Below are 21,843 nucleotides of genomic sequence, written 5' to 3'. Positions count from 1 at the left end.
AAGGCTCCTAGAAGAGGAAGTAGCGCTGCGCCATGGGCAGCACGTCGGACGGCTGGGAGGTGACTTCGACGCCGTCGACCGTCACTTTGTAGGTTTCGGGGTCGACGGCGATGTCCGGGGTTTCGCCGTTGTATTTGAGGTCCGCTTTGGTGAGGTTGCGGATGCCGGAGACGGGTTTGATGATGCGTTCGAGGCCCAGTTCGGCGGGCACTCCGGCGTCGATGGCTGCCTGGGACAGGAACGTGATGGATGTTTGCTGGAGGGCTTTGCCGTACGTGGCGAACATGGGCCGCATGGTGCGCGGCTGTGGTGTTGGGATGGAGGCGTTGGCGTCGCCCATGAGTGCGTAGGCGATCTGGCCGCCTTTGATGACGAGCTCGGGTTTCACGCCGAAGAAGGCGGGATCCCAGAGGACGAGGTCTGCGAACTTACCTTCTTCAACGGAGCCGATGACGTCTGCCATGCCCTGCGCGATGGCCGCGTTGATGGTGTATTTGGCCACGTAGCGCTTGAGGCGGAAGTTGTCGGATTCGGCGGAACCATGGGCTATGCCGGATGGATCCTTCAGTACGCCACGCTGGCGTTTCATGGCGTCGGCTACCTGCCAGGTCCGGGTCACTACTTCGCCCACGCGGCCCATGGCCTGGGAGTCGGAGGAGGTGATGGCGAAGATTCCGAGGTCGTGGAGGACGTCTTCCGCGGCGATGGTTTCGGCGCGGATGCGGGAGTCGGCGAAGGCCACGTCTTCCGGGATATCAGGGTTGAGGTGGTGGCAGACCATGAGCATGTCCAGATGCTCTTCGATGGTGTTTTTGGTGTAGGGCAGTGTGGGGTTGGTGGACGCGGGGAGCACGTTGGGCAGGCCGGCGATTTTGATGATGTCCGGTGCATGCCCGCCTCCGGCGCCTTCGGTGTGGAAGGTGTGGATGACGCGGCCGCCGATTGCCCGGATGGTGTCTTCCACGAACCCGCATTCGTTGAGGGTGTCGGTGTGGATGGCCACTTGGACGTCGTATTCGTCGGCAACGCGCAGGGACATGTCGATGGAGGACGTGGTTGAACCCCAGTCCTCATGGACTTTGAGCCCGACGGCACCTGCGCGGATCTGCTCGGCGAGGGGCTCGACGGCGGATGCGTGGCCCTTGCCGAACAGGCCGATGTTGACGGGGAGTCCTTCGGCGGCCTGGAGCATCCGGGAGATGTGCCAGGCGCCTGGCGTGATGGTGGTGGCTTTTGTCCCTTCGGCCGGACCGGTGCCCCCGCCCACCATGGTGGTGATGCCGTTGCAGAGGGCGGCCGGGACCTGCTCCGGGGAGATGAAATGAATGTGGGTATCGATGCCGCCGGCGGTGAGGATCTTCCTTTCGCCGGCAATAATCTCCGTGCTGGCGCCAATCACGATGTTCACGCCGTCGGCAATCTGTGGGTTACCGGCTTTGCCGATCCTAAAAATGTGACCGTCTTTGAGGGCAACGTCGGCTTTGTAGATTCCGCTGTAGTCCAGGACGATCACGTTGGTGATGACGGTGTCCGGGATGTCCTCTGCGCGGGTCAGTTGGCCGTTCTGGCCCATGCCGTCACGGATTACCTTGCCGCCGCCGAACACTACTTCTTCGCCATGAACCGTGTGGTCCTTCTCGATCTCAAGGAAGAGCTCAGTATCGGCCAGGCGGATGGCATCGCCCGTCGTCGGGCCGTACAGCTCGGCGTACTGCTTGCGGGAAATCTCGAAACTCACTGGTGGTCCCTTTCCGCTGCGACGCCCGGGCGCGGTTCCCCGGTAACGCCAGTTCCGCCGTCGAGCTTTCCGTTAACTGCGTTGCTGAGGCCGAAAACCTCACGTGTTCCCGCCAAGGCAATGAGCTGGACGGTCTTCCGGTCACCGGGTTCGAAGCGCGCGGCCGTGCCCGCCGGGATATCCAGTCGGCGGCCGTGAGCTGCTTCGCGGTCGAATTCCAGGGCGCGGTTCGCCTCGGCGAAGTGGTAGTGCGAACCTATCTGCACGGGACGGTCTCCGCGGTTCACCACCTCGACGGCGATCGCCTCACGGCCGCTGTTGCAGGCGATGGATCCGGGTTGGAGCCTGTATTCGCCGGGGATCATGGGGCTCCTATCGGATGGGGTTGTGGACGGTGACGAGCTTGGTGCCGTCAGGGAAGGTGGCTTCGATCTGGACGTCGTGGATCATCTCTGGAACGCCCTCCATCACGTCTTCGCGGCGGAGGAGCGTGGTCCCGTAGCTCATGAGATCGGCGACTGTTCTACCGTCCCGGGCGCCTTCGATGAGCTCGTAGCTGATGACGGCCACGGCTTCCGGGTAGTTCAGTTTGAGCCCTCGCCCTTGGCGGCGCCTGGCGAGATCGGCGGCCACCACGATCATGAGTTTCTCCTGCTCACGGGGCAAAAGATGCATCGATTCTCCTGATAGCTGGGCACTTTAAGGACAGAGTGTGACCAGCGTAAGGAGCGGAAATTTCAGCTACGTTTCCACGGCGTCACAGGCGGGGGTCGAATATGCCGAATTGACCTCAACTTAAGTTGAGGTCTTAGCATCGTTCAGGTGCGCTTCCGCAAGGCGGCGCCAACCCCAACCAGTCCCACGAAGGTTCATGAATGTCCCATCACACCCCCTTGCCGGCAGAGCCGGTCGGCGAGCTCTTCAAGGCCGCCTTCCGCTCTCATCCAGCAGGAGTTGCCATCATCACCGCGTCAGGGCCGGAAGGAGCCGTGGGGCTCACGGCGTCCTCGGTGGCATCGGTGGCGGTGGATCCGCCAACGCTCGCTTTCTCCGTCACAGGCGGCCGGTCAGCTTCGCACATCGCTGCCGCGCAAACGATCGTCGTGCACCTGGTGGGCGCGGACCAGGTAAACCTCGTGCGCACATTCTCCGACCCCAACGCCCCGCGCTTCACCAGCGACATGGACTGGGAACTGCTGCCCACAGGCGAGCCCCTGCTCAGGGAAGCACCATGGGCGCTGCGATGCGAAATCGTCCATCGGGCGCCTCTGGGTGGCTCTGTCTTGCTGGCCGCAACCGTTGTGGATATCCGGTTCAGCCCCGCCGATTCAGCCCCGCTGGTCTACCACAACCGGGAGTTCCACACCCTGTTCCAGGGCGTTCCGGTGCTGGGCTAGTTGTTGCGCCCGCGCGCCGCCACAGCCCACTGATCCACCACGTCACCGTCGCGGACAACCGTGACCTCATCCACCAGGTTCATGGTCAGGCACACATGGTTGGGGATCACCCGGAGCCGGGTACCCAGCGCCGGGAGTTCCAAGGAGTCCGGCCAAACGACCGTGGCGTGGTGCTCGGACAACGCAGTCACCTTGGCTTCGGGGTATTCGGGGAGCCGCCCGTATCCTGTGGCCCAATCCGGACGGTCGCTGCCCAGGACCTTGCTGCCGGCGTCCACCACAACCCGGCGGACGTTGCCACCGTTGGCCTCGTGCCGGCTGACCACGGTGGCGGCAACCGTCAGCGCAATGTCGTCCCACGTGCATCGTTCGAGTTCCAGTTGCTGGGCATCCCCGAATACATAGACACCGGGGCGGAGCTCTGTGGCCACCGTTTCGCCGTCAATCAGGGCCGTTGGCGTAGACCCTCCACTGATGGTGGTGACTTCAAACCCGGCCGAGGTCAGCGCAGTCGCGGCCAGGCCAAGCGCCTCATTCTCGTTGCTGGCCGCACCCGTGGGCATTCCCGGCTTGTAGCTGTGTCCGGGGAACGTGAAGACGCCTTGCACGCTCAGTCCAGCGGCAGCCGCTGCGTGGGCGACGTCCACCACCTCGTCGGGCAATACGCCGCTGCGGTGATGTCCACTGTCCACTTCGATCAGCACCTCAATGCTGCCGGCATCCGCGCCCAAGTGGCGACCCATCGCCGTCGCACTCTCAGCAGAATCCACGCCAACGGCGATGCGGCCCTTGGCTGCCAAAGCCCGAAGGCGTTCCGCATGAGGGGCTTCAACCCAGAGCGGGTAGGCGATAAAGATGTCCTTCACTCCATCCGCCGCGAAAACCTCAGCCTCGCCGATAGTCGCGACCGTGATCCCCACGGCTCCGGCTGACAACTGCTTGCGGGCGATCTCCAGCGTCTTGTGCGTTTTGACGTGCGGGCGGAGCTTGAGCCCCCTGCTGAGCATGCTGGACGCCATGCGTTCGATGTTCCGGTCCAGGACATCGACATCGATCATGACGGCGGGGGTGACGACTTCAGCGGGGATCACGTTCATTCCTCAAACACTAACGGCCCGGGACACCAACTGCAGGCGGTCAGGGCGCGGACTGCCTGACTCGCAGCTCGAACGCCGCCTCCGGCTGCTGAACCTTGGCTGCTGGGGTTTTGCTTTCAATCCGGTTGATGAGGAGTTCGACGGCGCGCTCCGCAATTTCCGCACGCCCCGGCGCCACCGTGGTCAGCGACGGCGAGGCAAACCGTGCCTCGTCGATGTCATCGAAGCCCGCAACGGCAACCTGCTGCGGCACCTTCTTGCCGCGGACCAGGAGTTCGTGAAGTGCTCCGAGGGCAAGTGCATCGTTGAGCCCGAAAACAGCATCGAACTCCACGCCGCTGTCCAGCAACCTTGCAATGGCATCAGCACCGCCGTCGCGCCGCCAATCGCACGGAACCACCAAGGCGGGGTCATACTCCACGCCGGCGTCAGCGAGCGCAGCTTTGTACCCCTCAAGGCGCAGGCCACCGCTGCCGGTGGTGTCGCCGTCGTGCGCACCTACAACAGCTATACGACGGCGGCCGCCCGCCAGCAGGTGCGTGGTGACGGCGGCGGCGGCTCTGTGGTTTTGGATAAGGACCATGTCCAGGCGCGGATCCTGTACGTACTCGCCAAGGAGTACCAGCGGTTTCTTGCCCGCGGCGGCGATTATCTGCTCAGCGTCCAAGGCGAGAGGTATGAAAAGAAGGCCATCCGTGAGCGTGCGGAATTGGCCTTGGAGCGCGGCCTTTTCGTGGTCAGGCTCGTTACCGGACTGTTCCACAAGAACGCGGTATCCCCGGGCCCACGCCACTTTCATGATGTCCGACGCCAACTCGGCGTAATACGGGATGGAAAGGTCTGCCAGGACCAATCCGAGCATGCTGGTCTTGCCTGAGCGGAGGCTGCGGGCCGTCAGGTTGGTTTCGTAGCCGAGCTCATCGATGGCATCGAGGACGCGCTGTTTGGTGGTTGGCCGGATGAACTCGTAGTTGTTGATCACGTTGGACACCGTCTTCAACGAGACCCCGGCAACCCGTGCGACGTCGTTCATGGTGACGGCCATCAATGTGCTCCTTTTGAACTGTTGGCATACATCGTTGCAGATGGGGCGGCAGTCGGGCCGTCACTCAAGCCCCTGCAGCCGTCATACATCGCTCATCCCCTTGCAACGCGCCTGCAACAAACATGCGCAAAGCTGAGGACAAGGACGGCGACAGCTGGGAGGAGCAGACATGAGTATTGCAAACAGGGATCTTTTCCAGGCGCTGAAAATGCAGGCGAGCCTGGCGCAAGCATTCGGCACCATGCCGGGGAGCAAAGACGAGCCGCACGCCCTGAGCGCGGGCGATCATGTGGAGGCTTGGCATAACGGCCGCCTCTATCACCGTGGCACCGTGGTCAAAACCGTTGCTGGCACCGACCTTTTCTGGCTCACGGACGACACCGGGAGCAGGCGGCTCCTGGACATGGAGTCCATGGAAATCGTCACCGTTGACGAGCCGGCTCCGGCACCCGCATCGCGGGCACCGGAACCAACTCCGTCAGCTACGGTCACACCGATCTCCGCGTACCCCATGTTCCACGACGGCACGCAGCAGATCGCCTAGTTTTCAGTTGACCTGGTCCTCAAGCGACAACCGGATCATGGTCCAGCTCACGGCCGGAAGCCCGGCGGTGAGGCGGCCGCCGTCGAGCTTTACGCTGACGTTCTCGGACGGCAGGACCGACGTCGAATCGTCGGCAGTGGCCTGCCAGTAAGGGTCCTTGTTCGAGTAGGTGACGGCCTCAATGACTTTGCTTGCGTTGAGGCTTCCGACGGCGGCATCCAGCGTCAGCGCGTCCGACGCCGAGCGGTTCACGGCGAACACCACGGCCTCCTGGGCTTCTGCATCATAGGTCGCCACGGCTGACAGGGCGGTGAAGCCCGCCGTCTTTTCGGTCTCCAGCAGCGGGGACTCGACGGCGAGGTTCAACACCGTGCCAGAGGCATTCTGCGAAGTGAGCGCAAACGGGTGGAACGTGGTCTGCTTCCAGGCCCGGCCACCCGGCTCGGTCATGATGGGTGCGATCACGTTGACCAGCTGAGCGAGGCTCGCGGAGTGGACGCGGTCCGTGTTGCGCAGCAGCGTGATGAGAAGGTCTCCCACCACCACGGCGTCGGCAACCGTGTACCGGTCCTCGAGGAGCACCGGCGCCACGGGCCAATCATCTCCTGTGGGCGCCTTGGATTCGTCGCGGGACATGTGCCACACGTTCCATTCATCGAAGGAAATATTGATCTGCTTCCCAGACTTTTTGGCCGACCTCACGTGGTCGATGTGGGAGACCAAGTCCTTGATGAACGCCTCCATCCGGTGCCCGGCTGACAGGTGCTCCTGCAGGTCACCGAAATCCTCAAAGTACTGATGCGCCGAGATCAGGTCCACCAACTCGTATGTCTCATTGAGGACCACGCGCTCCCATTCGCCGAACGTGGGCATGGTGGGTCCGGAACTTCCACAAGCCACCAGTTCCAGGTCCGGGTTGACCATGCGCATCGCCCGCGCCGTTTCGGCGGCAACCCGCGCGTACTCGTCCGCCTTCTTGTGGCCGATCTGCCAGAAGCCGTCCATCTCGTTCCCGAGGCACCACATGGTGATGTTGTGAGGCTCGACGGCGCCATTCGCCTTGCGCTGTTCGGAAAGGGCCGTTCCACCCTTGATGTTGGAGTACTCCAGCAGGTCCAGCGCTTCCTGCGGGCCCCTGGTACCCAGGTTGACCGCCATCATGGGTTCCACGCCGGCCTTCTCCGACCACTTTGCGAACTCGTCCACGCCCACCAGGTTGGGATCGCTGGAGTGCCAGGCGAGGTCGAGCCTTGTTGGGCGGTCTTCTTTGGGCCCCACTCCGTCTTCCCAGCGGTACCCCGAGACGAAGTTTCCGCCCGGGTACCTGACCGTGGAGACGCCGAGTTCCTTGGTGAGGTCGAGGACATCGGTGCGGAAACCGTCGTCGTCGGCTTTAGGGTGCTCAGGCTCGAAAATGCCCGTGTAGACGCAGCGGCCGAGGTGCTCAACGAAGGCGCCGAAGGTCTTCCTCCTGACGGGGCCTACGACGAACGCGGGGTCGATGGTGATTTTGGCCGTGGGGTTTTCTGGGTTTCCCAAAGGGTGGGTCCTGTCTGTTTGTTCTGCTTGTCGATTTACAACGTTGTAGAATCTATGCTGGCGTGGTGTGGGTGCGGGAGTCAAGAGATTTCTTGCCGAGCGTTCCGGCTCCTAGGCTGAGTTCCATGTCTTCCGGAGTTGTGAGAGCCGCCTATTCAGCCCGTGCAGCCGAGTACACCTCGCTGTTCGGGTCCATTAGCAGCACGCATCCGGTCGATAGGGAGCTGGTGTTGTCGTGGGCCCGGGGATTGCCCGGGAAGGTTATCGACGCCGGCTGTGGGCCTGGGCAATGGACAGCCTTCCTGCACTCCGCCGGAGTGGACGTCCAAGGCGTGGACTTGGTACCGGAGTTTATTGAGACAGCCAAGCAATTCTGCCCGGATGCCCAGTTCTCTGTCGGGTCACTTGAACGGCTGCCCACCCCGGACAACTCATTGGCGGGAATCCTCGCTTGGTACTCCCTGATCCACATCTCCCCTGCTGAAATCAGCCGTGTTCTGGAAGAGTTTGCCCGCTGTCTCACTCCCGGCGGGAGCCTCCTGCTCGGTTTCTTCGATGGCCCGGCGGGTGAGTCGTTCCCGCATGCAGTGACTCCCGCCTATTTCTGGTCTCTGGAGGAGATGTCGGGACGGTTGCAGGAAGCCGGTTTCAGCGTGATTGGCACGCACTCCCGCGCCGACCCCGGAGCGCGTCCCCACGCGGCCATCGTCGCGCAACGGCTGCTCACTCCCGGTCGCGTTGGCTGAACGCACCTACGCGCATTGATTTCTGTGCACCAGCCCAGAGTCAACAAGGGGCCAGGGCTCGTCAGCTCTACTTGGTACTCGGCGAGGGACTGGCACTCGCTTCCTGGCTGTCCAATTCTTCGTAGATTTCATGCTGGTTCCCAGCGATGCAGACAGTGTCCATTTCCAGGCCGGAGCCTTTGACATTCGCGGTGAAGGATATGAGGTTTCCGCCGTTCTGATTGGCGTAGAGGCGGATGAGACCAGGGTCCAACGGGTTGGTTTCGACGCGGGTGGTAAAGCCCTTCGATTCCCAGAACGTTTTGACCACGATGACTGATGCTTCCAGGTCGACGGGATCAGGGGTTTGGCTCATGACGCTGTAGTTCACGCCCTCCCTGCCATCACCTGCATTGCAGGCGCTGTTTCGGGTGCCTTTATCGACCCATTTCTGGGGTCCGATGGCTTTCTGGGTTTCGGTTTTGAACGCGTGGAGATCCTTCAGGGCTTGCTTGAGTTCTTCAACCTGTGCTTTGACAGTTGCAGGGTCGCTGGGATTGGCTGAGCCGGTCATAGTGTTCTCCGTGGTGGGTGTGCAGGCGCTCAGTGCAACGGCCGCGCAGACTAACGCGGCGAGTAGGCGGCTGGTCTTTAGTCGGGCCTTGGGTTCATGGGGCATATGGTTCACTCTTCCTGAAACTGTTCCACAGCCCACACACCGGCAGGAGGCAGGACTGTCCAGCCTCCCGGAAGGCATCATGCCGCAACGCCTCTACTCTGCAGTCGGTGAGGGGCTGTCGCTTGCTTCCTGCCTGTCCAGCTCTTTGTAGATTGCGCTGAGGTCTCCGGCGACGCAGGCGCTGTTCATCTCCAGGCTGGAGCCCTCGATGTTTGCGAAGTAGGACACGAGGTGCCCGCCGTCTTCGTTGGCGTAGAGGCGGATGAGGCCCGGTTCCCGGGGGTTGGTTTCGGTGCGGGTGGTGAAGCCCTTGGATTCCCAGAACGTTTTGACGACGTTGACTGAGGCTTCCAGGTCTACGGGGTCGGACGTGAGGGTCAGGACGCTGTAGTTCACGCCACCTTCTCCGTCGGGTGTCTTGCAGTCCATGTTTCGGAGGCCTTCGTCGACCCATTTTTGGGGTCCGATGGCTTGTTGGGTTTCGACTTTGAAGGCGTGGAGGTCCGCGAGGGCTTGTTTGAGTTGTTCGACCTGGGCTTTGACGGTTGCGGGGTCGCTGGGGTTGCTTGAGCCGGTCATGGGGATCTCCGTGGTGGTCGGCGTGCAGGCGCTGAGTGCAATGCCGGCACCAAACAAGGCGGCAAGAATACCGCCGTCCTTTAGTCGGGCCTTGGATTCATAGGACATGCGGTTCACTCTTCCTGAAATCGTTCCAGACTCACTCGCCAGCATGAGGCAGGACAGGACACCCCAGAAGCCAGCACTCTGCGTCAGCTCTCCTTGGTACTCGGCGTGGGACTGGCACTCGCTTCCTGCCTGTCCAATTCCTTGTAGATTTCATGCTGATTCCCAGCGACGCAGGCGCTGTTCATCTCGAGGCTCAAGCCATTGGTGGTAGCCGTGAAGGATACGAGATGTCCGCCGTTCTTATTGGCATAGAGACGGATGTTTCCTGGGTCCTTTGGGTTTGATTCGACGCGGGTGGTGAAGCCTTTGGATTCCCAAAACGTCTTGACAACGTTGACCGACGATTCCATGTCGAGGGTTTCAAGGGTCTGACTCATGACGCTGTAGTTCACACCCTCTTCTCCCTTAGGGGTGCTGCAGTCGATGTTTCGAAGGCTCTTATCCGCCCAGGTCTGGGGCCCGACAACGTTTTCAGTTTCGGTTTTGAAGACGCGGAGATCCGAGAGAGCTTGCTTGAGTTCTTCGACCTGGGCATTGACAGTTGCAGGGTCACTGGAACTGTTTGAGCCGATCATGGGGTTCTCCGTGGTCGTGGGCGTGCAGGCGCTCAGCGCAAGGGCGCGCAGAACAGTCCGGCGAGTAGGCGGCGGGCCTTTAGTCGGGCCTTGGATTCAAAGGACATGCGGTTCACTCTTCCTGAAGCCGTTCCACAGGCCATAGCCAGCACGAGGCGACATAGGCAGCTCCTTTGGCGCACCAGACAGCCTAATTAGCAGACGGAGAGGAGCCGAGGCTAGACGGGGTCCCGTAAATTTCGGGATACAGCTCCTTGTAGATTGCGGTCTGGTCTCCGGCGACGCAGGCGCTGTTCATCTCCAGGCCGGAGCCTTTGATGTTTGCGAAGTAGGACAAAAGGTGTCCGCCGTTCTCGTTGGCGTAGAGGCGGATGAGGCCCGGTTCCCTGGGGTTGGTTTCGGTACGGGTGGTGAAGCCCTTGGATTCCCAGAACGCTCTGACCACGCTTACTGATGCTTCCAGGTCCACGGGGTCAGGCGTTTGGGTCAGGATGCTGTAGTTCACGCCGTCTTGCCCGTCGGAGGTTCTGCAATCCATGTTACGAGTGCCCTTATCGACCCATTTCTGGGGTCCGATGGCTTGTTGGGTTTCGGTTTTGAAGGCGTGGAGGTCCGCGAGGGCTTGTTTGAGTTGTTCGACCTGGGCTTTGACGGTTGCGGGATCGCTTGAACTACTCGAGCCGGTCATGGGGTTCTCCGTGGCAGCGGGCGTGCAGGCGCTCATCGCCATGGCCGCGCCGACCAACGCACCGAGGATGCAGCTAGTCACCGTACGCGTCTTAGGTTCATAAGACATGCGATTCACTCTTCCTGAAACTGTTCCACAGCCCACACACCGGCAGGAGGCAGGACTGGCCCCTCTCCCGGAAGGCATCACGCCGCAACGCCTCTACTCTGCAGTCGGTGAGGGGCTGTCGCTTGCTTCCTGCCTGTCCAGCTCTTTGTAGATTGCGCTGAGGTCTCCGGCGACGCAGGCGCTGTTCATCTCCAGGCCGGAGCCTTTGATGTTTGCGAAGTAGGACAAAAGGTGTCCGCCGTTCTCGTTGGCGTAGAGGCGGATGAGGCCCGGTTCCCTGGGGTTGGTTTCGGTACGGGTGGTGAAGCCCTTGGATTCCCAGAACGCTCTGACCACGCTTACTGATGCTTCCAGGTCCACGGGGTCAGGCGTTTGGGTCAGGATGCTGTAGTTCACGCCGTCTTGCCCGTCGGAGGTTCTGCAATCCATGTTACGAGTGCCCTTATCGACCCATTTCTGGGGTCCGATGGCTTGTTGGGTTTCGGTTTTGAAGGCGTGGAGATCCGCGAGGGCTTGTTTGAGTTGTTCGACCTGGGCTTTGACAGTTGCAGGGTCACTGGAACTGTTTGAGCCGGTCATCGGGTTCTCCGTGGTGGGTGTGCAGGCGCTCAGTGCAACGGCCGCGCAGACTAACGCGGCGAGTATGCGGCTGGTCTTTATGCGGGCCTTGGGTTCATGGGGCATATGGTTCACTCTTCCTGAGTTGTTCAACGGCCAGCAAATCCCGCCGGCGGTGATAGGGGTCGTGCGGCTGGCAGGATCTGGTCTCCGTTACCGGTTGTTGTTAGGGCAGCGTCATGCAGGGCCGTAGTTTCTTTATCCAGGTAGCCGTAGCCGTCACTGGCTGTCCTGTGTACCAAGGTGTTGTGTTCTGTGGTGCCTTGGTACTGGGTCCCGTCGATCGTGGCCTCTTCCGAGGAGAAGACTTTTGCGCCGAATGATTCCATGCGCGGATCCTGGCGTTGGAAGCGGCCCAATTGGGCCAGGCCGTCGCCGGCGGCTTCGGTGGCGTAGACCTGCCCGGCAGGGACGTGGAGATCTCCGGCGTTCCGGATCTCTTTCTCTATCCCGGCCGAGCCGAGCATCGTGAAAGAGGCGACGTTCAATGCCGCGGCGGCAAGGGCGTTGGACGTCACGGTGGTGCCGTAGGAATGGGCCAGTACGTTTAAGGTCTCCGGGGTCCTGTTGCCCAAGCCTTCCCTGACGGCGTTGAAACCTTGCAGGTCAACGATGAACCGGTCGGCGCCTGCCCGTGCTGCATCGCCGCTGTTCACAGTCGGAACCGTGGGCGGTTCATAGTTGATCCACGCCACCACAGCGAAGGTCTCGTTCTCGGAAAGCAACTGCTGGTGCCGCTGGAGGTTCGCGGCGTTTTTCGCCCAGTCGTTGAAACCGCTTTGAGGTGTGATGAGCATGCCGGACACAGCGTAGGTAACGTTGTCAGCCGTATCGGGATTACCCGCAGAGACCTGTGCCTTCGGTGAGCCGTGAGTCAGATCGAAACCCAGCAGGACAGCGTTGATTCCGCCCGCGTTCCTCAGTGCCTCGGTGATGCCATCCAGCGCTTTCTGCTGCGTTTGCAGCCGGGTCCAAGCCGGGTTGGTCATGGACATGCCTTGGCTGGCGGGCAGGAGTTGAGGCGTCCTGGCCAGTTCGGCGTTGATGCGGTCCTGCTCGGTGATGAGGCGTTTGCGGTTGGCGAGGTTCCGGGCGGTCGCGGTGATTCCGTTCAGATTCCCGATGACTCCGGGGATGGCCTCGATCAGGAGCAACTGGGCCTCGCCGGGTTCAAGTGTCCCGCCAGCGACTGTCTGGCCGAACCCAGCCCACCACTTTGCTATCACCACGGGGTCCTGCCCTGGTTGTTCAAGCAGCCCCTGAAGTCGGTCCTTGTTGGCAGGTGCGGCGAGCCAGGCTTTCAGCTGTGCGGCGTTCAGGGCCCCGATGTCGTCCAAACTGACTTGCTCGGGTGGTGCGTAAAGTATGAGAGCTCTGTTGAGCGTGATGTCGGCCATGGACCCGCTGCCTGCTGCTTCGAATGCCGCGGCGATCTGCTCAAGCCAGATCGCGTCAGCGGCGTTCTCAGTCAGCAGTTGCTCGAATCCCGACACAAACGTGACACTGCCGCTATTTACCCAGGAGCAGGCTGAGGTGAAACCGCTCCACGCGTTCCGGATTCTCCCCAGTTCCGCGTCCATGATGTTGGTGTAGGCGCGGGATTGGGACACAAATTCGCGCAGCTTTCCAGGATCAGCCGAGCTGGTAGCGCCCCCCGATCCACCGGCGAACCGGGCCCGAGCCATCGCCGAGAACACCGCTGAAATCGTCGGAGCAGCGACCGGCCATTCCGCTGGCATCGGATCGCTCGCCACGCTCTGGAAAGTCTGAAAGTGTTGTTCACGGAAGTCGGCGCGTTGCTGCCAGGCAGCAAGTTCCCTCAGCCGGGACTTCTCTTCCCGTGCCTTGAGCTTTGCTTGCCTGACGTCCTCCGCCAACGCCGCGAGGACACCGGCAAGCCGGCCACGGTCATCGGCCCGGACGGCCAAAGCGCTGGCGAACAAGGTCGCATAGCCGCCCCTAAAGTCCTCCATTGCATAACCCGTGGCGACACCCAGGAAGCTACCTTCGGAGCGCAGGGTCTGATCCGCGGAATCAGCAGCGCTGATCAGAGCGTCGGCGGCGCCATCGTCGAACGCAATCTCCACCGCCGTATCAAAGATCCCCACGCCGAGCCCCCTCACTTGAATAGTTAATCCATCGAATAGCATAACTGACGGAACCAGAGTGTGGGACGTGACCGGGAAATAAAAAACAGGCCGGAGACTGAAGGTCTCCGGCCTGTCTTGGAGGGTGGGCCCTGTGGGGATCGAACCCACGACCCACGGATTAAAAGTCCGATGCTCTACCAACTGAGCTAAAGGCCCCTCCAGCTGTAGAAACAGCCATGAATACTGTACCCCAAGGTCAAGGCCAGCAAGGAACTCAACGTGACGTGCGCCGTCGTCACCTTCTTCGGGCGAACGTTCGACGGCGGCACGCGGCGGCCGCGGCGTGTCGGGCCCAGCGCGGCGGCAAAGTGGGTGGTGACGGCACGCCACCAGTAACAAGGCAGCCCCGGCAACCGTTACTCGACCCCACCAGAGCACAGGAGTACGGTGAACTCATGAGCGAACAGCCAGAACCGCGAGCGTACGGCGGAGCAAACCGGCATCACAAGCCGAAGCCCTTCGCGCCCATCGATTTTGAACCGTTCGCAGGTGGCGCCGACCCCGCGCGGGTTTCCGAGGCCGCCCATCTTGCCGCGCAGGCACTGGTGAGACGGGGCCGCGACAGCGACGACCCGAAGGTCACGCGCCGCCTGGTGAAACTGGCCGATGAGCAGGGCTTGGAAGCCATCGCCGAGATGTGGGCAGAAAGCCCCGCCCGCAGCCTTCCCGGCGCGCTGTGGCGGCTCTACGCCCTCCGCGCCGCCACCATCCAGAACCCTGAGAAGATCTCCGTCTACTTCCGGGCCGGACGCGATACCGCGCAGGTTTCCAACGTGGTGGCAGGTGCCGCAGAGCCGCCCGGAGCAGACGAAATGAAGACCATGGCTGACGCCATTTTGTCCGGCGCGTTCGACGGCGAGTTCGACGTCGCGCTGGAACGTTCCGCCGCTTTCTGCCGCGTAGTAGCACTCGGCCAGGCCACACTTGCCGACGGCGCAGAACACAGCAATGAAGGCCACGCGAGCAAGCTGACCCGCAACTCGCACCAGCTGGTCAAAACGGCCGAGGACCTTGAGCACGCCGCCAATGCGTGGCGCCTGGGCGAGCTGGACTAGCCAACAAAGAGGGCGAAACGTACCCACGCCGGCCCCGGACTGTCAATGTTGACTTAGACCGCCTGACGGTGAAAACTAAAACTGGTGTCGAACCGCGAAACCCCCGGGCTTCAACTTATAGCCGCTTCGAGCGGCCTACCGCCGAGAGGCGTATCCGGTTCGGCACCATTTTTATGCCCGAACGAAGTTTGCCCGGGCCAGCACTGAAGCGGACCCGGGCAAACTGCACTGGGAAACTACTTCAACGTGACAATGGTTTCCGCGGTTTCCTTCTTGTCGTGGTCAAGGTCGCCTGCAGCGTCCTGCGGGGTCATGGTCGCCGAGATCTCGGTTTCCTTGCCGGCGGTGTAGCCGAAGTTCTCCGCGATGTTGAAAGACTCGCCCGGCTTCAGGATGAACGGGTCCTTCTCCTTCAGCTTCACACCGGAGCTGCTCAGCCCGTGCTTCTTGTAGCCATCGCTGCTGGAATCTGACGGCATGCCGCCCATGTACTTCCAGTCCGTGTACTTTGCCTTGGGCGTGATCAGCGAGTGGCTCAAGGGGATCTCGGCCGATGAGGTGTTGGTGACCACGTAGTTCAGGTACACCACGGGATCGCCCTTCTTGAGCAGGTTCTCCTTGGTGTCCTTGTCCACGAACATGCTGTCCTTGGACGCGACGTCCGTGGCCACCTGGTAGATATCTACGCTGAAGCTGTCACCCTTGATGGTGCCCAGCTTGTCCCCTGCCTCGGAGATCGGCAGCGCCCAAGCAGCCACCTTGTAGGAGCCCGACGAAGTACCTGCTCCCTCCGACGAGGTGGAAGCCAACGGGGACGCCGAGGCTGACGGCGAGGCAGCCACGGAGGAGGACGACGACGGTTCGGAACCACCCGTCGTCGAGCCGGCTGTTGCTCCGCCACAGGCGGTCAGGGCCAGCAGGCCGGCAGCGGCGAGGCCGGAAATTTTGATGACATTGTTGAAGCGCATGGTTCCCCCATTGAGTGGATTAATCGGTGCTTGACCTAGTGTCGCACGGTTGCGGGGGCGCAGCGATGGGGAGATCTGCCCGCAACGCTCCCCGAACTTCGCAGACGCCTCGGCCGTGCCGGTAAAGTTGAGACCGAAACGGGCGCCGTCAAGTCAAACTGCCCGTGCCCATCCGTCCCCGGCCCGGAAGCGACATGAAGCTGCGCCTTTTTCCCCAGGAACCTGCCGGGCTCGTACTGCTCGCGCAGATGGCCGGCGTCATCGTGGCCGCCACCGGAACGCTCTCCGAAATTCTGGGCGTGCCAGCCAGCGAACACGAACGTCTGGCCGAGGAACTGCACGAACACGAGTCCAAGTCGTTGGACCTGCACTTCGCGCTCCTGACCCACATGCGCACCAGCTTCGTGAACCCGCTCCCCCGCGAAGACATGTACACGCTCTCCCGCCACCTCAACGAGGCCATGGAGAAGCTGGATGCCGCCGGCGACCTCGTAGCCCTGTACAAATTGGATCGCCTCCCCAAACGGGCGGCAGACCAGCTGGAGATCATCAGCAGGCAGGCTGAGCTCACAGTGGACGCAATGCGGAAACTCGAAGACCTGGACGAACTCGAGGACTACTGGATCGAGATCCTCCGGCTGGCCAAGCGCGCAGAGCGCACGCACCGGATCTGGGTGGCCGAGATGCTCAAGGATATGAAGTCCACGCAATATGCGCGGCACCGGGACGTCGCCAACCAGCTGGTGGAAGTTACCAAGGACATGCGGAAGGTCGCCACGCAGGTAGGCAGCATCATCGTCAAGGAATCATGACGTGACCATCGCCATCCTGGTCCTTGTAGTGGGCCTGGCCTCTGGGTTCGCGTTCCTCAACGGCTTCCGCGACGTCTCCAACGCCGTCGCGCTGTCCACTCGCACCCGTGCCCTCACTCCGTCAATCGCGGTGCTCCTGGCGGCCCTCTTCAACTTTTTGGGTGCCATGCTCAGCGGCACCTTCATTCTCGCGTTCACCCAATCGTGGATCACGTTGCCCGACGGCACCAGCGGCCTGACCATCCTTGCCTCAGCGCTCACGGCCTCCATCCTGTGGGGCGTGTACGCGTGGTGGCGGGGCATTCCTTTGTCCTCCACCAACTCGCTGGTGGGTGGCCTGATTGGCGCGGGCGCTGCGAGTGTCCTGGTCGGCGGCAACGCGGTGGGCGGCATGGACAACGTCCTCCTCACCCAAGTGGCGCTTCCCTTGGTTCTCTCGCCGCTCATAGCGTTCGTGGCCGCGTACCTGCTGGTCTGGCCGGTGACTTGGGCGGCCCGCTACACGCAGCCCAACGTCGTGAACAGGCGGTTCCGGCGGGCTCAGGCCGTATCCACGGCAGCTGTGGCGTTTGGTCACGGCCTTCAGGATGGTCAGCGAACAGCTGCCGTCATTGTGCTGGCCGTGGTGGCTGCGGGGTTCTCCAGCGGCGGGGAGGTGCCGCTCTGGATCTTGGTACTCACGGCCTTCATGCTCACAGCGGGCACCCTGTTCGGTGGCTGGCGGATCTCCCACACTCTGGGCCACAAGCTCATCCGGGTAGATCCGCTGCGCGGTTTCGTAGCCCAGACGCTGACGTCCGTGATGCTGTTCATCGGCGCCATTGGCTTCCACTTGCCCCTCTCCACCACGCACACACTGACGGCGTCTGTGCTGGGAGCGGGCATCAACCAACGGTTCCACACGGTCAACCGTCGTCTGGTCCGGCGGATTCTGCTGTTCTGGGTGGCTACTCCGCTGGTCACAGCCGCAGCCGCCTTCATCCTGGAGTTGGCGTTCTCGCCACTCGCGGACCTCTAGACCCAACTGAGAAACAGCAAACGTTGCAAAGAGACCTCATCACGACGTTTGCTGTTACCTCCTTGGGTAAGAAAAAACGACGGCGACCGTACCCCCAAGGCGACGGTCGCCGTCGTTCTGTGCCGACTCCCCCCATAGAAGCCGGAACCTGCAAGAACCCTTATCCGAAGCGGCCGGAGACGTAGTCTTCCGTTGCCTTCTGGCCGGGGTTGTTGAAGATGCTGGTGGTGTCAGCGAACTCGATCAGCTTGCCGGGCTTGCCGGTGCCTGCGATGTTGAAGAACGCGGTCTTGTCCGACACACGGGCAGCCTGCTGCATGTTGTGGGTCACGATCACCACGGTGTACTGGTCCTTGAGCTCGTTGATGAGGTCCTCGACGGCCAGGGTGGAGATGGGGTCAAGGGCGGAGCAGGGCTCATCCATGAGGATCACCTGGGGCTCAACCGCGATGGCGCGGGCGATGCACAGACGCTGCTGCTGGCCACCGGAAAGGCCGGAGCCGGGCTTGTCCAGGCGGTCCTTGACCTCGTTCCACAAGTTGGCGCCCACCAGGGACTTCTCCACGAGGGCATCGGCTGCTCCCTTGGAGATCTTCTTGTTGTTCAGCTTCACGCCGGCCAGCACGTTGTCCCTGATGGACATGGTGGGGAACGGGTTGGGGCGCTGGAAGACCATACCCACCTGGGTGCGTACGGTGACGGGGTCCACGCCGGGGCCGTAGAGGTTGTCGCCATCCAACAGGACCTCGCCCTCGACGCGTGCGCCGGGAAGGACCTCGTGCATGCGGTTCAGCGTGCGGAGGAAGGTGGACTTGCCGCAGCCGGACGGGCCGATGAAGGCCGTGACGGACTTGGCCTGGATGTTGATGTTGACGTCCTCGACGGCCAGGAAGTTGCCGTAGTAGACATTCAGGTCTTTGACGTCGATGCGCTTGGACATGATGTTCCTTTGTTCCTTGGGGGTGTGGAAGTTTTTAGGGGCCGCCGTCAGAGCCGGCGGCGGGCCCGGCTAGCGTCCCGTTTTGGGCGCGAACAGACGGGCGATGAGGCGGGCTCCGAGGTTCAGGAGCATCACCAGGATGATCAGCACCAGCGCGGCGCCCCAGGCACGCTGGTCAGACGGCTCCGGGTTGGACGGCGACGTCGGGTTGAGGATCTGCGTGTAAATGAACGTGGGCAGCGAGGCCATCCAGCCACCGAACACGTTGTTGTTGATGGTCGTCGCGAAGCCTGCAGTCACCAGGATGGGCGCGGTTTCGCCGATAACGCGGGCGATCGCCAGGGTGACACCGGACGCGATGCCGGAGATCGCCGTCGGGATAACCACCTTGGTGATGGTGCGCCACTTTCGGACGCCCAGCGCGTAGGAGGCCTCACGAAGCTCGTTCGGGACGATCTTCAGCATTTCCTCGCTGGAGCGGACCACCACAGGGATCATCAGCACGGAAAGCGCGACGGCGGCTACCGCACCGGTCTTGGTGCCGGGGCCGACGATGGCGAAGAAGAACGCTGCCGCGAAGAGGCCGGCCACGATCGACGGGATGCCGGTCATGACATCCACGAAGAACGTGATGGCGCGGGCCAGCGGACGGTCGTTGCCGTATTCCACCAGGTAGATCGACGTGAGCAGGCCCACCGGCACGGAGATGACCGTGGCCAGGAGGGTGATCTGGAGGGTGCCCATCAGCGCGTGGTAGATGCCGCCCAGGACGGGAGCGCCTTCTTCCACTGCCTTGTTGTCGAACGCGCCGGTGACGCCGTTCATCGACGTACCAAGGAAGCCAGGGGTGATGAGCCCGGGAATACCGTTGACCAGCACCGTCCAGATCACCGAGATCAGGGGCAGGAGCGCGATCAGGAACGCACCCACAACGAGGCAGGTGGCCAGCTTGTCCTTGGCTTTGCGGGCACCTTCAACAGCGCCGCTCCACGCGACCAGGCCTACAGCGAAGAGAACGGCGGAGACAAGGCCCCAGCCGAAGGCGTTGAAGCCGATGAGCGCCAGGATTGCCGCGCCGACGACCAATGCGACGGCCAGGACAATGTAGGGCGCGAACTTGGGCAACTGGCCCTTGGTGAGCGCGGAGCGCTTGCGGACTACTGTGGCGGTCATTTAGTTGGCTCCCGAGAATTCTTTGTGCTTGGTGATGATCCAACGGGCGATCATGTTCACGCCAAGGGTGATGACGAACAGCACCAGGCCGGCGGCGATCAACGTGTTGACCTTAAGGCCGCTGGCTTCGGGGAAGTTCAAGGCAATTTCAGCGGCGATGGTCTGGTTGCCGGACTGGATGAGGCTGGCGGTCAGGACGCCGGAGGACAGCACCAGCGCAACAGCCATGGTCTCGCCGAGTGCACGGCCCAAGCCCAGCATGATGGCACTGATGATGCCCGGGCGGCCGAACGGCAGCACCGCCATCTTGATCATTTCCCAGCGGGTGGCTCCCAATGCGAGCGCTGCTTCCTCGTGCAGCTTGGGGGTCTGCAGGAAGATTTCGCGGGACAGGGAAGTGATGATGGGCAGGACCATGACGGACAGGACGATGCCGGCGGTCAGGATGGTCTTGCCGGTGGCCGATGCCGGGCCTTCGAAGATCGGGATCCAACCGAGGTTGTTGGCCAACCAGTCGTACGCCGGGGAGATTTCCTTGGCCAGGAAGGCCGCACCCCAGGCGCCGTAGACAACGGAAGGGATGGCGGCGAGCAGGTCCACCACGTAGCCGAGGCCGGAAGCGAGCCGGCGCGGGGCGTAGTGCGAGATGAACAGTGCCACACCGATTGCCACGGGGGTGGCGATGATGAGCGCGATGACGGCGGCAATGAGGGTGCCAACAACAATCGGAGCGATGTAGGCGAAGAAGCCGTGGCCGCCCTGGATGTCTTCGGGCGGGGCGGTCAGTGCGGGGATCGCCTGCACCACAAGGAACAACGCGACTCCGAAGAGAACCGCGAGAATCAGGCACCCTGCGGCCATGGCGGCCCCGGAGAAAACCTTGTCCCCGGCGCGTCCTGCGCCTTGGGAGGTTGTCAGGGAGTTGGTGGTCACTTCACGATCCTTCAGTCTCAGTGAACTGGTCTTACATGGCTAAGTTCCCTGCCCCGCGGAGTGGACCAGCCAGCGGCTGCAGCCACTCCGCGCGGACAGGGAACTTCAGTGTTCAGCTGGGTTCAGTAAACCCGCCGGGAAACCTTAGGCCTTGGCCTTGATGGTTTCGATGGCGGCCTTGGCCTTGTCCTGCAGCGTCTTGGAGAGCGGTGCGGACTTTGCGGCGTCGGCTGCGGTCTTCTGTCCTTCGTCGGACACTACGTAGGTCTCGAAGGCCTTGACCAGGTCGGCAACAGCAGCAGTTTCGTAGGTGGTGCAAACAACGTGGTACGAAACGAGGACTACCGGGTAGGCGCCGGATTCGGTGGTCTTGCGGTCCAGCTTGATGGCAACGTCGTTGGCGGCGCGGCCGTCAACGGGCTTACCGGCTTCGACGGCCTTGGCGGCAGCGTCAGCGGAGATCTTGACGAACTCTTCGCCCACCTTGATGGAAGCGGTGCCCAGCTTGCCGGAGACGGCGGAGTCATCAGCGTAGGTCACGGCACCCGGGGTGTCGGTGACGGTCTTGACGACGCCGGAGGTGCCCTTCGCGTTTTCGCCCTTCAAGCCGGCGGGCCAGATGCCTGCAGCCTTGTCCGTCCAAACCTCGGGAGCAGCAGCTGCCAGGTAGTCGGTGAAGTTGGTGGTGGTGCCGGAGTCGTCAGAGCGGTTCACCGGGGTGACCTTGAGGTCCGGCAGGGTGACGCCTTCGTTGAGGGCGGCGATGGCGGGGTCGTTCCAGTTGGCGATTTCGCCGCGGAAGATCTTGGCCACCGTTGCGGCGTCGAGCTTCAGTTCCTTGACGTCAGGAATGTTGAAGGCGACGGCGATCGGGGAAATGTACACCGGAATGTTGATGGCACCGTCGGGGCCGCACTTGGCCCTGGAGCTCTCCAGCTCTTCGTCCTTCAGGTAGGCGTCCGAGCCGGCGAACTGTGCCGAGCCGTCGATGATGGCCTTGCGGCCTGCGCCGGAACCATCCGGGGAGTACTGCACTGTGGCGCCCTGGTTGGCGCTGGCGAAGCCAGCCTTCCAGGCGTCCATGGCTGCGCCGGTGGAGGAGGCGCCGATGCCGGTCAGGGTGCCGGTGACTTTGGTGCCGGCTGCAGCGGACTGGGTGCCGCCAGTGGTGCCCGTTGCGTTGTCTGAACCGCAAGCGGTGAGCGCCAGTGCGCCTGCTGCGATGACCGCGATTGCCGCGTTGCGGCCGAAGCGAGTTGCCTTCACTTGGATGTGCCCCTTCCAGGGATTTCTCTGATGCGTTCCGAACGGAGATTTCGGCGTGCGCGAGCTATGGACCTTTTTGTTCCTTTAC

23 protein-coding genes and 1 tRNA gene are annotated in these 21,843 nt (G+C 62.4%); 6 read left to right on the top strand and 18 right to left on the bottom strand.

Annotation, left to right across the window (positions count from 1 at the left end; all coding sequences use genetic code 11):
• Window positions 1-7 precede the first annotated feature (7 nt).
• From ureC to N7568_RS18155, 3 genes are read right to left on the bottom strand one after another with little or no spacing between them, the layout of a single operon-like run.
• On the bottom strand, window positions 8-1,738 hold the full coding sequence (gene ureC / locus N7568_RS18165) for an urease subunit alpha (RefSeq protein ID WP_261611178.1): 1,731 nt from the start codon (window positions 1,736-1,738) through the stop codon (window positions 8-10).
• The gene (locus N7568_RS18160) at window positions 1,735-2,103 is read right to left on the bottom strand and encodes an urease subunit beta (protein WP_261611177.1); all 369 of its coding nucleotides are present in this window, start codon (window positions 2,101-2,103) and stop codon (window positions 1,735-1,737) included. Before N7568_RS18160 ends, ureC begins: the two co-directional genes overlap by 4 nt.
• Window positions 2,104-2,110: 7 nt before the next feature.
• A complete protein-coding gene (locus N7568_RS18155; RefSeq protein WP_261611176.1) occupies window positions 2,111-2,413 on the bottom strand; it encodes an urease subunit gamma in 303 nt (100 codons plus the stop codon).
• 200 nt (window positions 2,414-2,613) lie between these two features.
• Here N7568_RS18155 and N7568_RS18150 point away from each other — a divergent pair, with 200 nt between their 5' ends.
• Window positions 2,614-3,135 (top strand): flavin reductase family protein, encoded by a 522-nt coding sequence (locus tag N7568_RS18150; protein WP_261611175.1) that lies wholly within the window; start codon window positions 2,614-2,616, stop codon window positions 3,133-3,135.
• Here N7568_RS18150 and N7568_RS18145 read toward each other — a convergent pair.
• Entirely contained in the window at window positions 3,132-4,232 is a 1,101-nt protein-coding gene (locus tag N7568_RS18145; protein WP_261611174.1) for a D-TA family PLP-dependent enzyme, read from the bottom strand. The genes N7568_RS18150 and N7568_RS18145 overlap by 4 nt on opposite strands.
• A 40-nt stretch (window positions 4,233-4,272) precedes the next feature.
• Window positions 4,273-5,277, bottom strand: a complete 1,005-nt coding sequence (locus N7568_RS18140; RefSeq protein ID WP_261611173.1) for a LacI family DNA-binding transcriptional regulator — start codon at window positions 5,275-5,277, stop codon at window positions 4,273-4,275.
• 169 nt (window positions 5,278-5,446) lie between these two features.
• Here N7568_RS18140 and N7568_RS18135 point away from each other — a divergent pair, with 169 nt between their 5' ends.
• Window positions 5,447-5,821 (top strand): hypothetical protein, encoded by a 375-nt coding sequence (locus N7568_RS18135; RefSeq protein ID WP_231339654.1) that lies wholly within the window; start codon window positions 5,447-5,449, stop codon window positions 5,819-5,821.
• A 3-nt stretch (window positions 5,822-5,824) separates the two neighbouring features.
• Here the strand turns inward: N7568_RS18135 and arfA are convergent, their stop codons facing one another.
• Window positions 5,825-7,360 (bottom strand): arabinosylfuranosidase ArfA, encoded by a 1,536-nt coding sequence (gene arfA, locus N7568_RS18130; RefSeq protein ID WP_261611172.1) that lies wholly within the window; start codon window positions 7,358-7,360, stop codon window positions 5,825-5,827.
• 125 nt (window positions 7,361-7,485) lie between these two features.
• Here arfA and N7568_RS18125 point away from each other — a divergent pair, with 125 nt between their 5' ends.
• Window positions 7,486-8,106 carry a class I SAM-dependent methyltransferase gene (locus N7568_RS18125; RefSeq protein WP_261611171.1) on the top strand — a complete coding sequence of 207 codons (621 nt, stop codon included), beginning with the start codon at window positions 7,486-7,488 and terminating at the stop codon, window positions 8,104-8,106.
• Between the two features lie 67 nt (window positions 8,107-8,173).
• Here the strand turns inward: N7568_RS18125 and N7568_RS18120 are convergent, their stop codons facing one another.
• The 7 genes from N7568_RS18120 to N7568_RS18090 all read right to left on the bottom strand — a co-directional run bounded on the left by N7568_RS18120 (window position 8,174) and on the right by N7568_RS18090 (window position 13,746).
• Window positions 8,174-8,659 carry a hypothetical protein gene (locus tag N7568_RS18120; RefSeq protein WP_261611170.1) on the bottom strand — a complete coding sequence of 162 codons (486 nt, stop codon included), beginning with the start codon at window positions 8,657-8,659 and terminating at the stop codon, window positions 8,174-8,176.
• Window positions 8,660-8,857: 198 nt separating this feature from the next.
• A complete protein-coding gene (locus N7568_RS18115) occupies window positions 8,858-9,451 on the bottom strand; it encodes a hypothetical protein (RefSeq protein ID WP_261611169.1) in 594 nt (197 codons plus the stop codon).
• Between the two features lie 83 nt (window positions 9,452-9,534).
• A complete protein-coding gene (locus N7568_RS18110; protein ID WP_261611168.1) occupies window positions 9,535-10,026 on the bottom strand; it encodes a hypothetical protein in 492 nt (163 codons plus the stop codon).
• Between the two features lie 190 nt (window positions 10,027-10,216).
• Window positions 10,217-10,822 (bottom strand): hypothetical protein, encoded by a 606-nt coding sequence (locus N7568_RS18105; RefSeq protein ID WP_261611167.1) that lies wholly within the window; start codon window positions 10,820-10,822, stop codon window positions 10,217-10,219.
• Window positions 10,823-10,915: 93 nt separating this feature from the next.
• Entirely contained in the window at window positions 10,916-11,506 is a 591-nt protein-coding gene (locus tag N7568_RS18100) for a hypothetical protein (RefSeq protein WP_261611166.1), read from the bottom strand.
• 23 nt (window positions 11,507-11,529) lie between these two features.
• A complete protein-coding gene (locus N7568_RS25980; protein ID WP_261611165.1) occupies window positions 11,530-13,548 on the bottom strand; it encodes an alpha/beta hydrolase family protein in 2,019 nt (672 codons plus the stop codon).
• A 125-nt stretch (window positions 13,549-13,673) separates the two neighbouring features.
• Window positions 13,674-13,746, bottom strand: a tRNA-Lys gene (locus N7568_RS18090).
• A 239-nt stretch (window positions 13,747-13,985) separates the two neighbouring features.
• On the opposite strand from N7568_RS18090, the gene N7568_RS18085 reads away from it, so the two are divergent.
• Window positions 13,986-14,645: a hypothetical protein gene (locus tag N7568_RS18085; protein WP_231339664.1), complete on the top strand. Its 660-nt coding sequence runs from the start codon at window positions 13,986-13,988 to the stop codon at window positions 14,643-14,645.
• A 236-nt stretch (window positions 14,646-14,881) separates the two neighbouring features.
• Here the strand turns inward: N7568_RS18085 and N7568_RS18080 are convergent, their stop codons facing one another.
• Window positions 14,882-15,613, bottom strand: coding sequence for a hypothetical protein (locus N7568_RS18080; RefSeq protein WP_261611164.1), 732 nt, complete (start codon window positions 15,611-15,613; stop codon window positions 14,882-14,884).
• A gap of 194 nt (window positions 15,614-15,807) precedes the next feature.
• On the opposite strand from N7568_RS18080, the gene N7568_RS18075 reads away from it, so the two are divergent.
• Both N7568_RS18075 and N7568_RS18070 read left to right on the top strand, forming a co-directional pair.
• Window positions 15,808-16,425 (top strand): DUF47 domain-containing protein, encoded by a 618-nt coding sequence (locus N7568_RS18075; RefSeq protein WP_261611163.1) that lies wholly within the window; start codon window positions 15,808-15,810, stop codon window positions 16,423-16,425.
• Window position 16,426: 1 nt separating this feature from the next.
• Complete coding sequence (locus N7568_RS18070; protein ID WP_261611162.1) at window positions 16,427-17,443, top strand: inorganic phosphate transporter; 1,017 nt, start codon at window positions 16,427-16,429, stop codon at window positions 17,441-17,443.
• Window positions 17,444-17,603: 160 nt separating this feature from the next.
• On the opposite strand, the gene pstB is transcribed toward N7568_RS18070, so the two are convergent.
• From pstB to pstS, 4 genes are all read right to left on the bottom strand, one after another.
• The gene (pstB, locus tag N7568_RS18065) at window positions 17,604-18,383 is read right to left on the bottom strand and encodes a phosphate ABC transporter ATP-binding protein PstB (protein WP_011772968.1); all 780 of its coding nucleotides are present in this window, start codon (window positions 18,381-18,383) and stop codon (window positions 17,604-17,606) included.
• A 69-nt stretch (window positions 18,384-18,452) separates the two neighbouring features.
• Complete coding sequence (gene pstA, locus N7568_RS18060; protein WP_261611161.1) at window positions 18,453-19,556, bottom strand: phosphate ABC transporter permease PstA; 1,104 nt, start codon at window positions 19,554-19,556, stop codon at window positions 18,453-18,455.
• A complete protein-coding gene (gene pstC / locus N7568_RS18055) occupies window positions 19,557-20,489 on the bottom strand; it encodes a phosphate ABC transporter permease subunit PstC (RefSeq protein WP_261611160.1) in 933 nt (310 codons plus the stop codon). It lies immediately after the preceding gene.
• A gap of 144 nt (window positions 20,490-20,633) precedes the next feature.
• A complete protein-coding gene (gene pstS, locus N7568_RS18050; RefSeq protein ID WP_261611159.1) occupies window positions 20,634-21,755 on the bottom strand; it encodes a phosphate ABC transporter substrate-binding protein PstS in 1,122 nt (373 codons plus the stop codon).
• Window positions 21,756-21,843 lie beyond the last annotated feature (88 nt).

The organism is Paenarthrobacter aurescens, assembly GCF_025421775.1.
GTDB classification, from domain to species: Bacteria; Actinomycetota; Actinomycetes; order Actinomycetales; family Micrococcaceae; genus Arthrobacter; species Arthrobacter aurescens_B.
The sequence above is the reverse complement of the archived record's forward strand: the minus strand, read 5'-3'. Positions and strand labels throughout refer to the sequence as shown.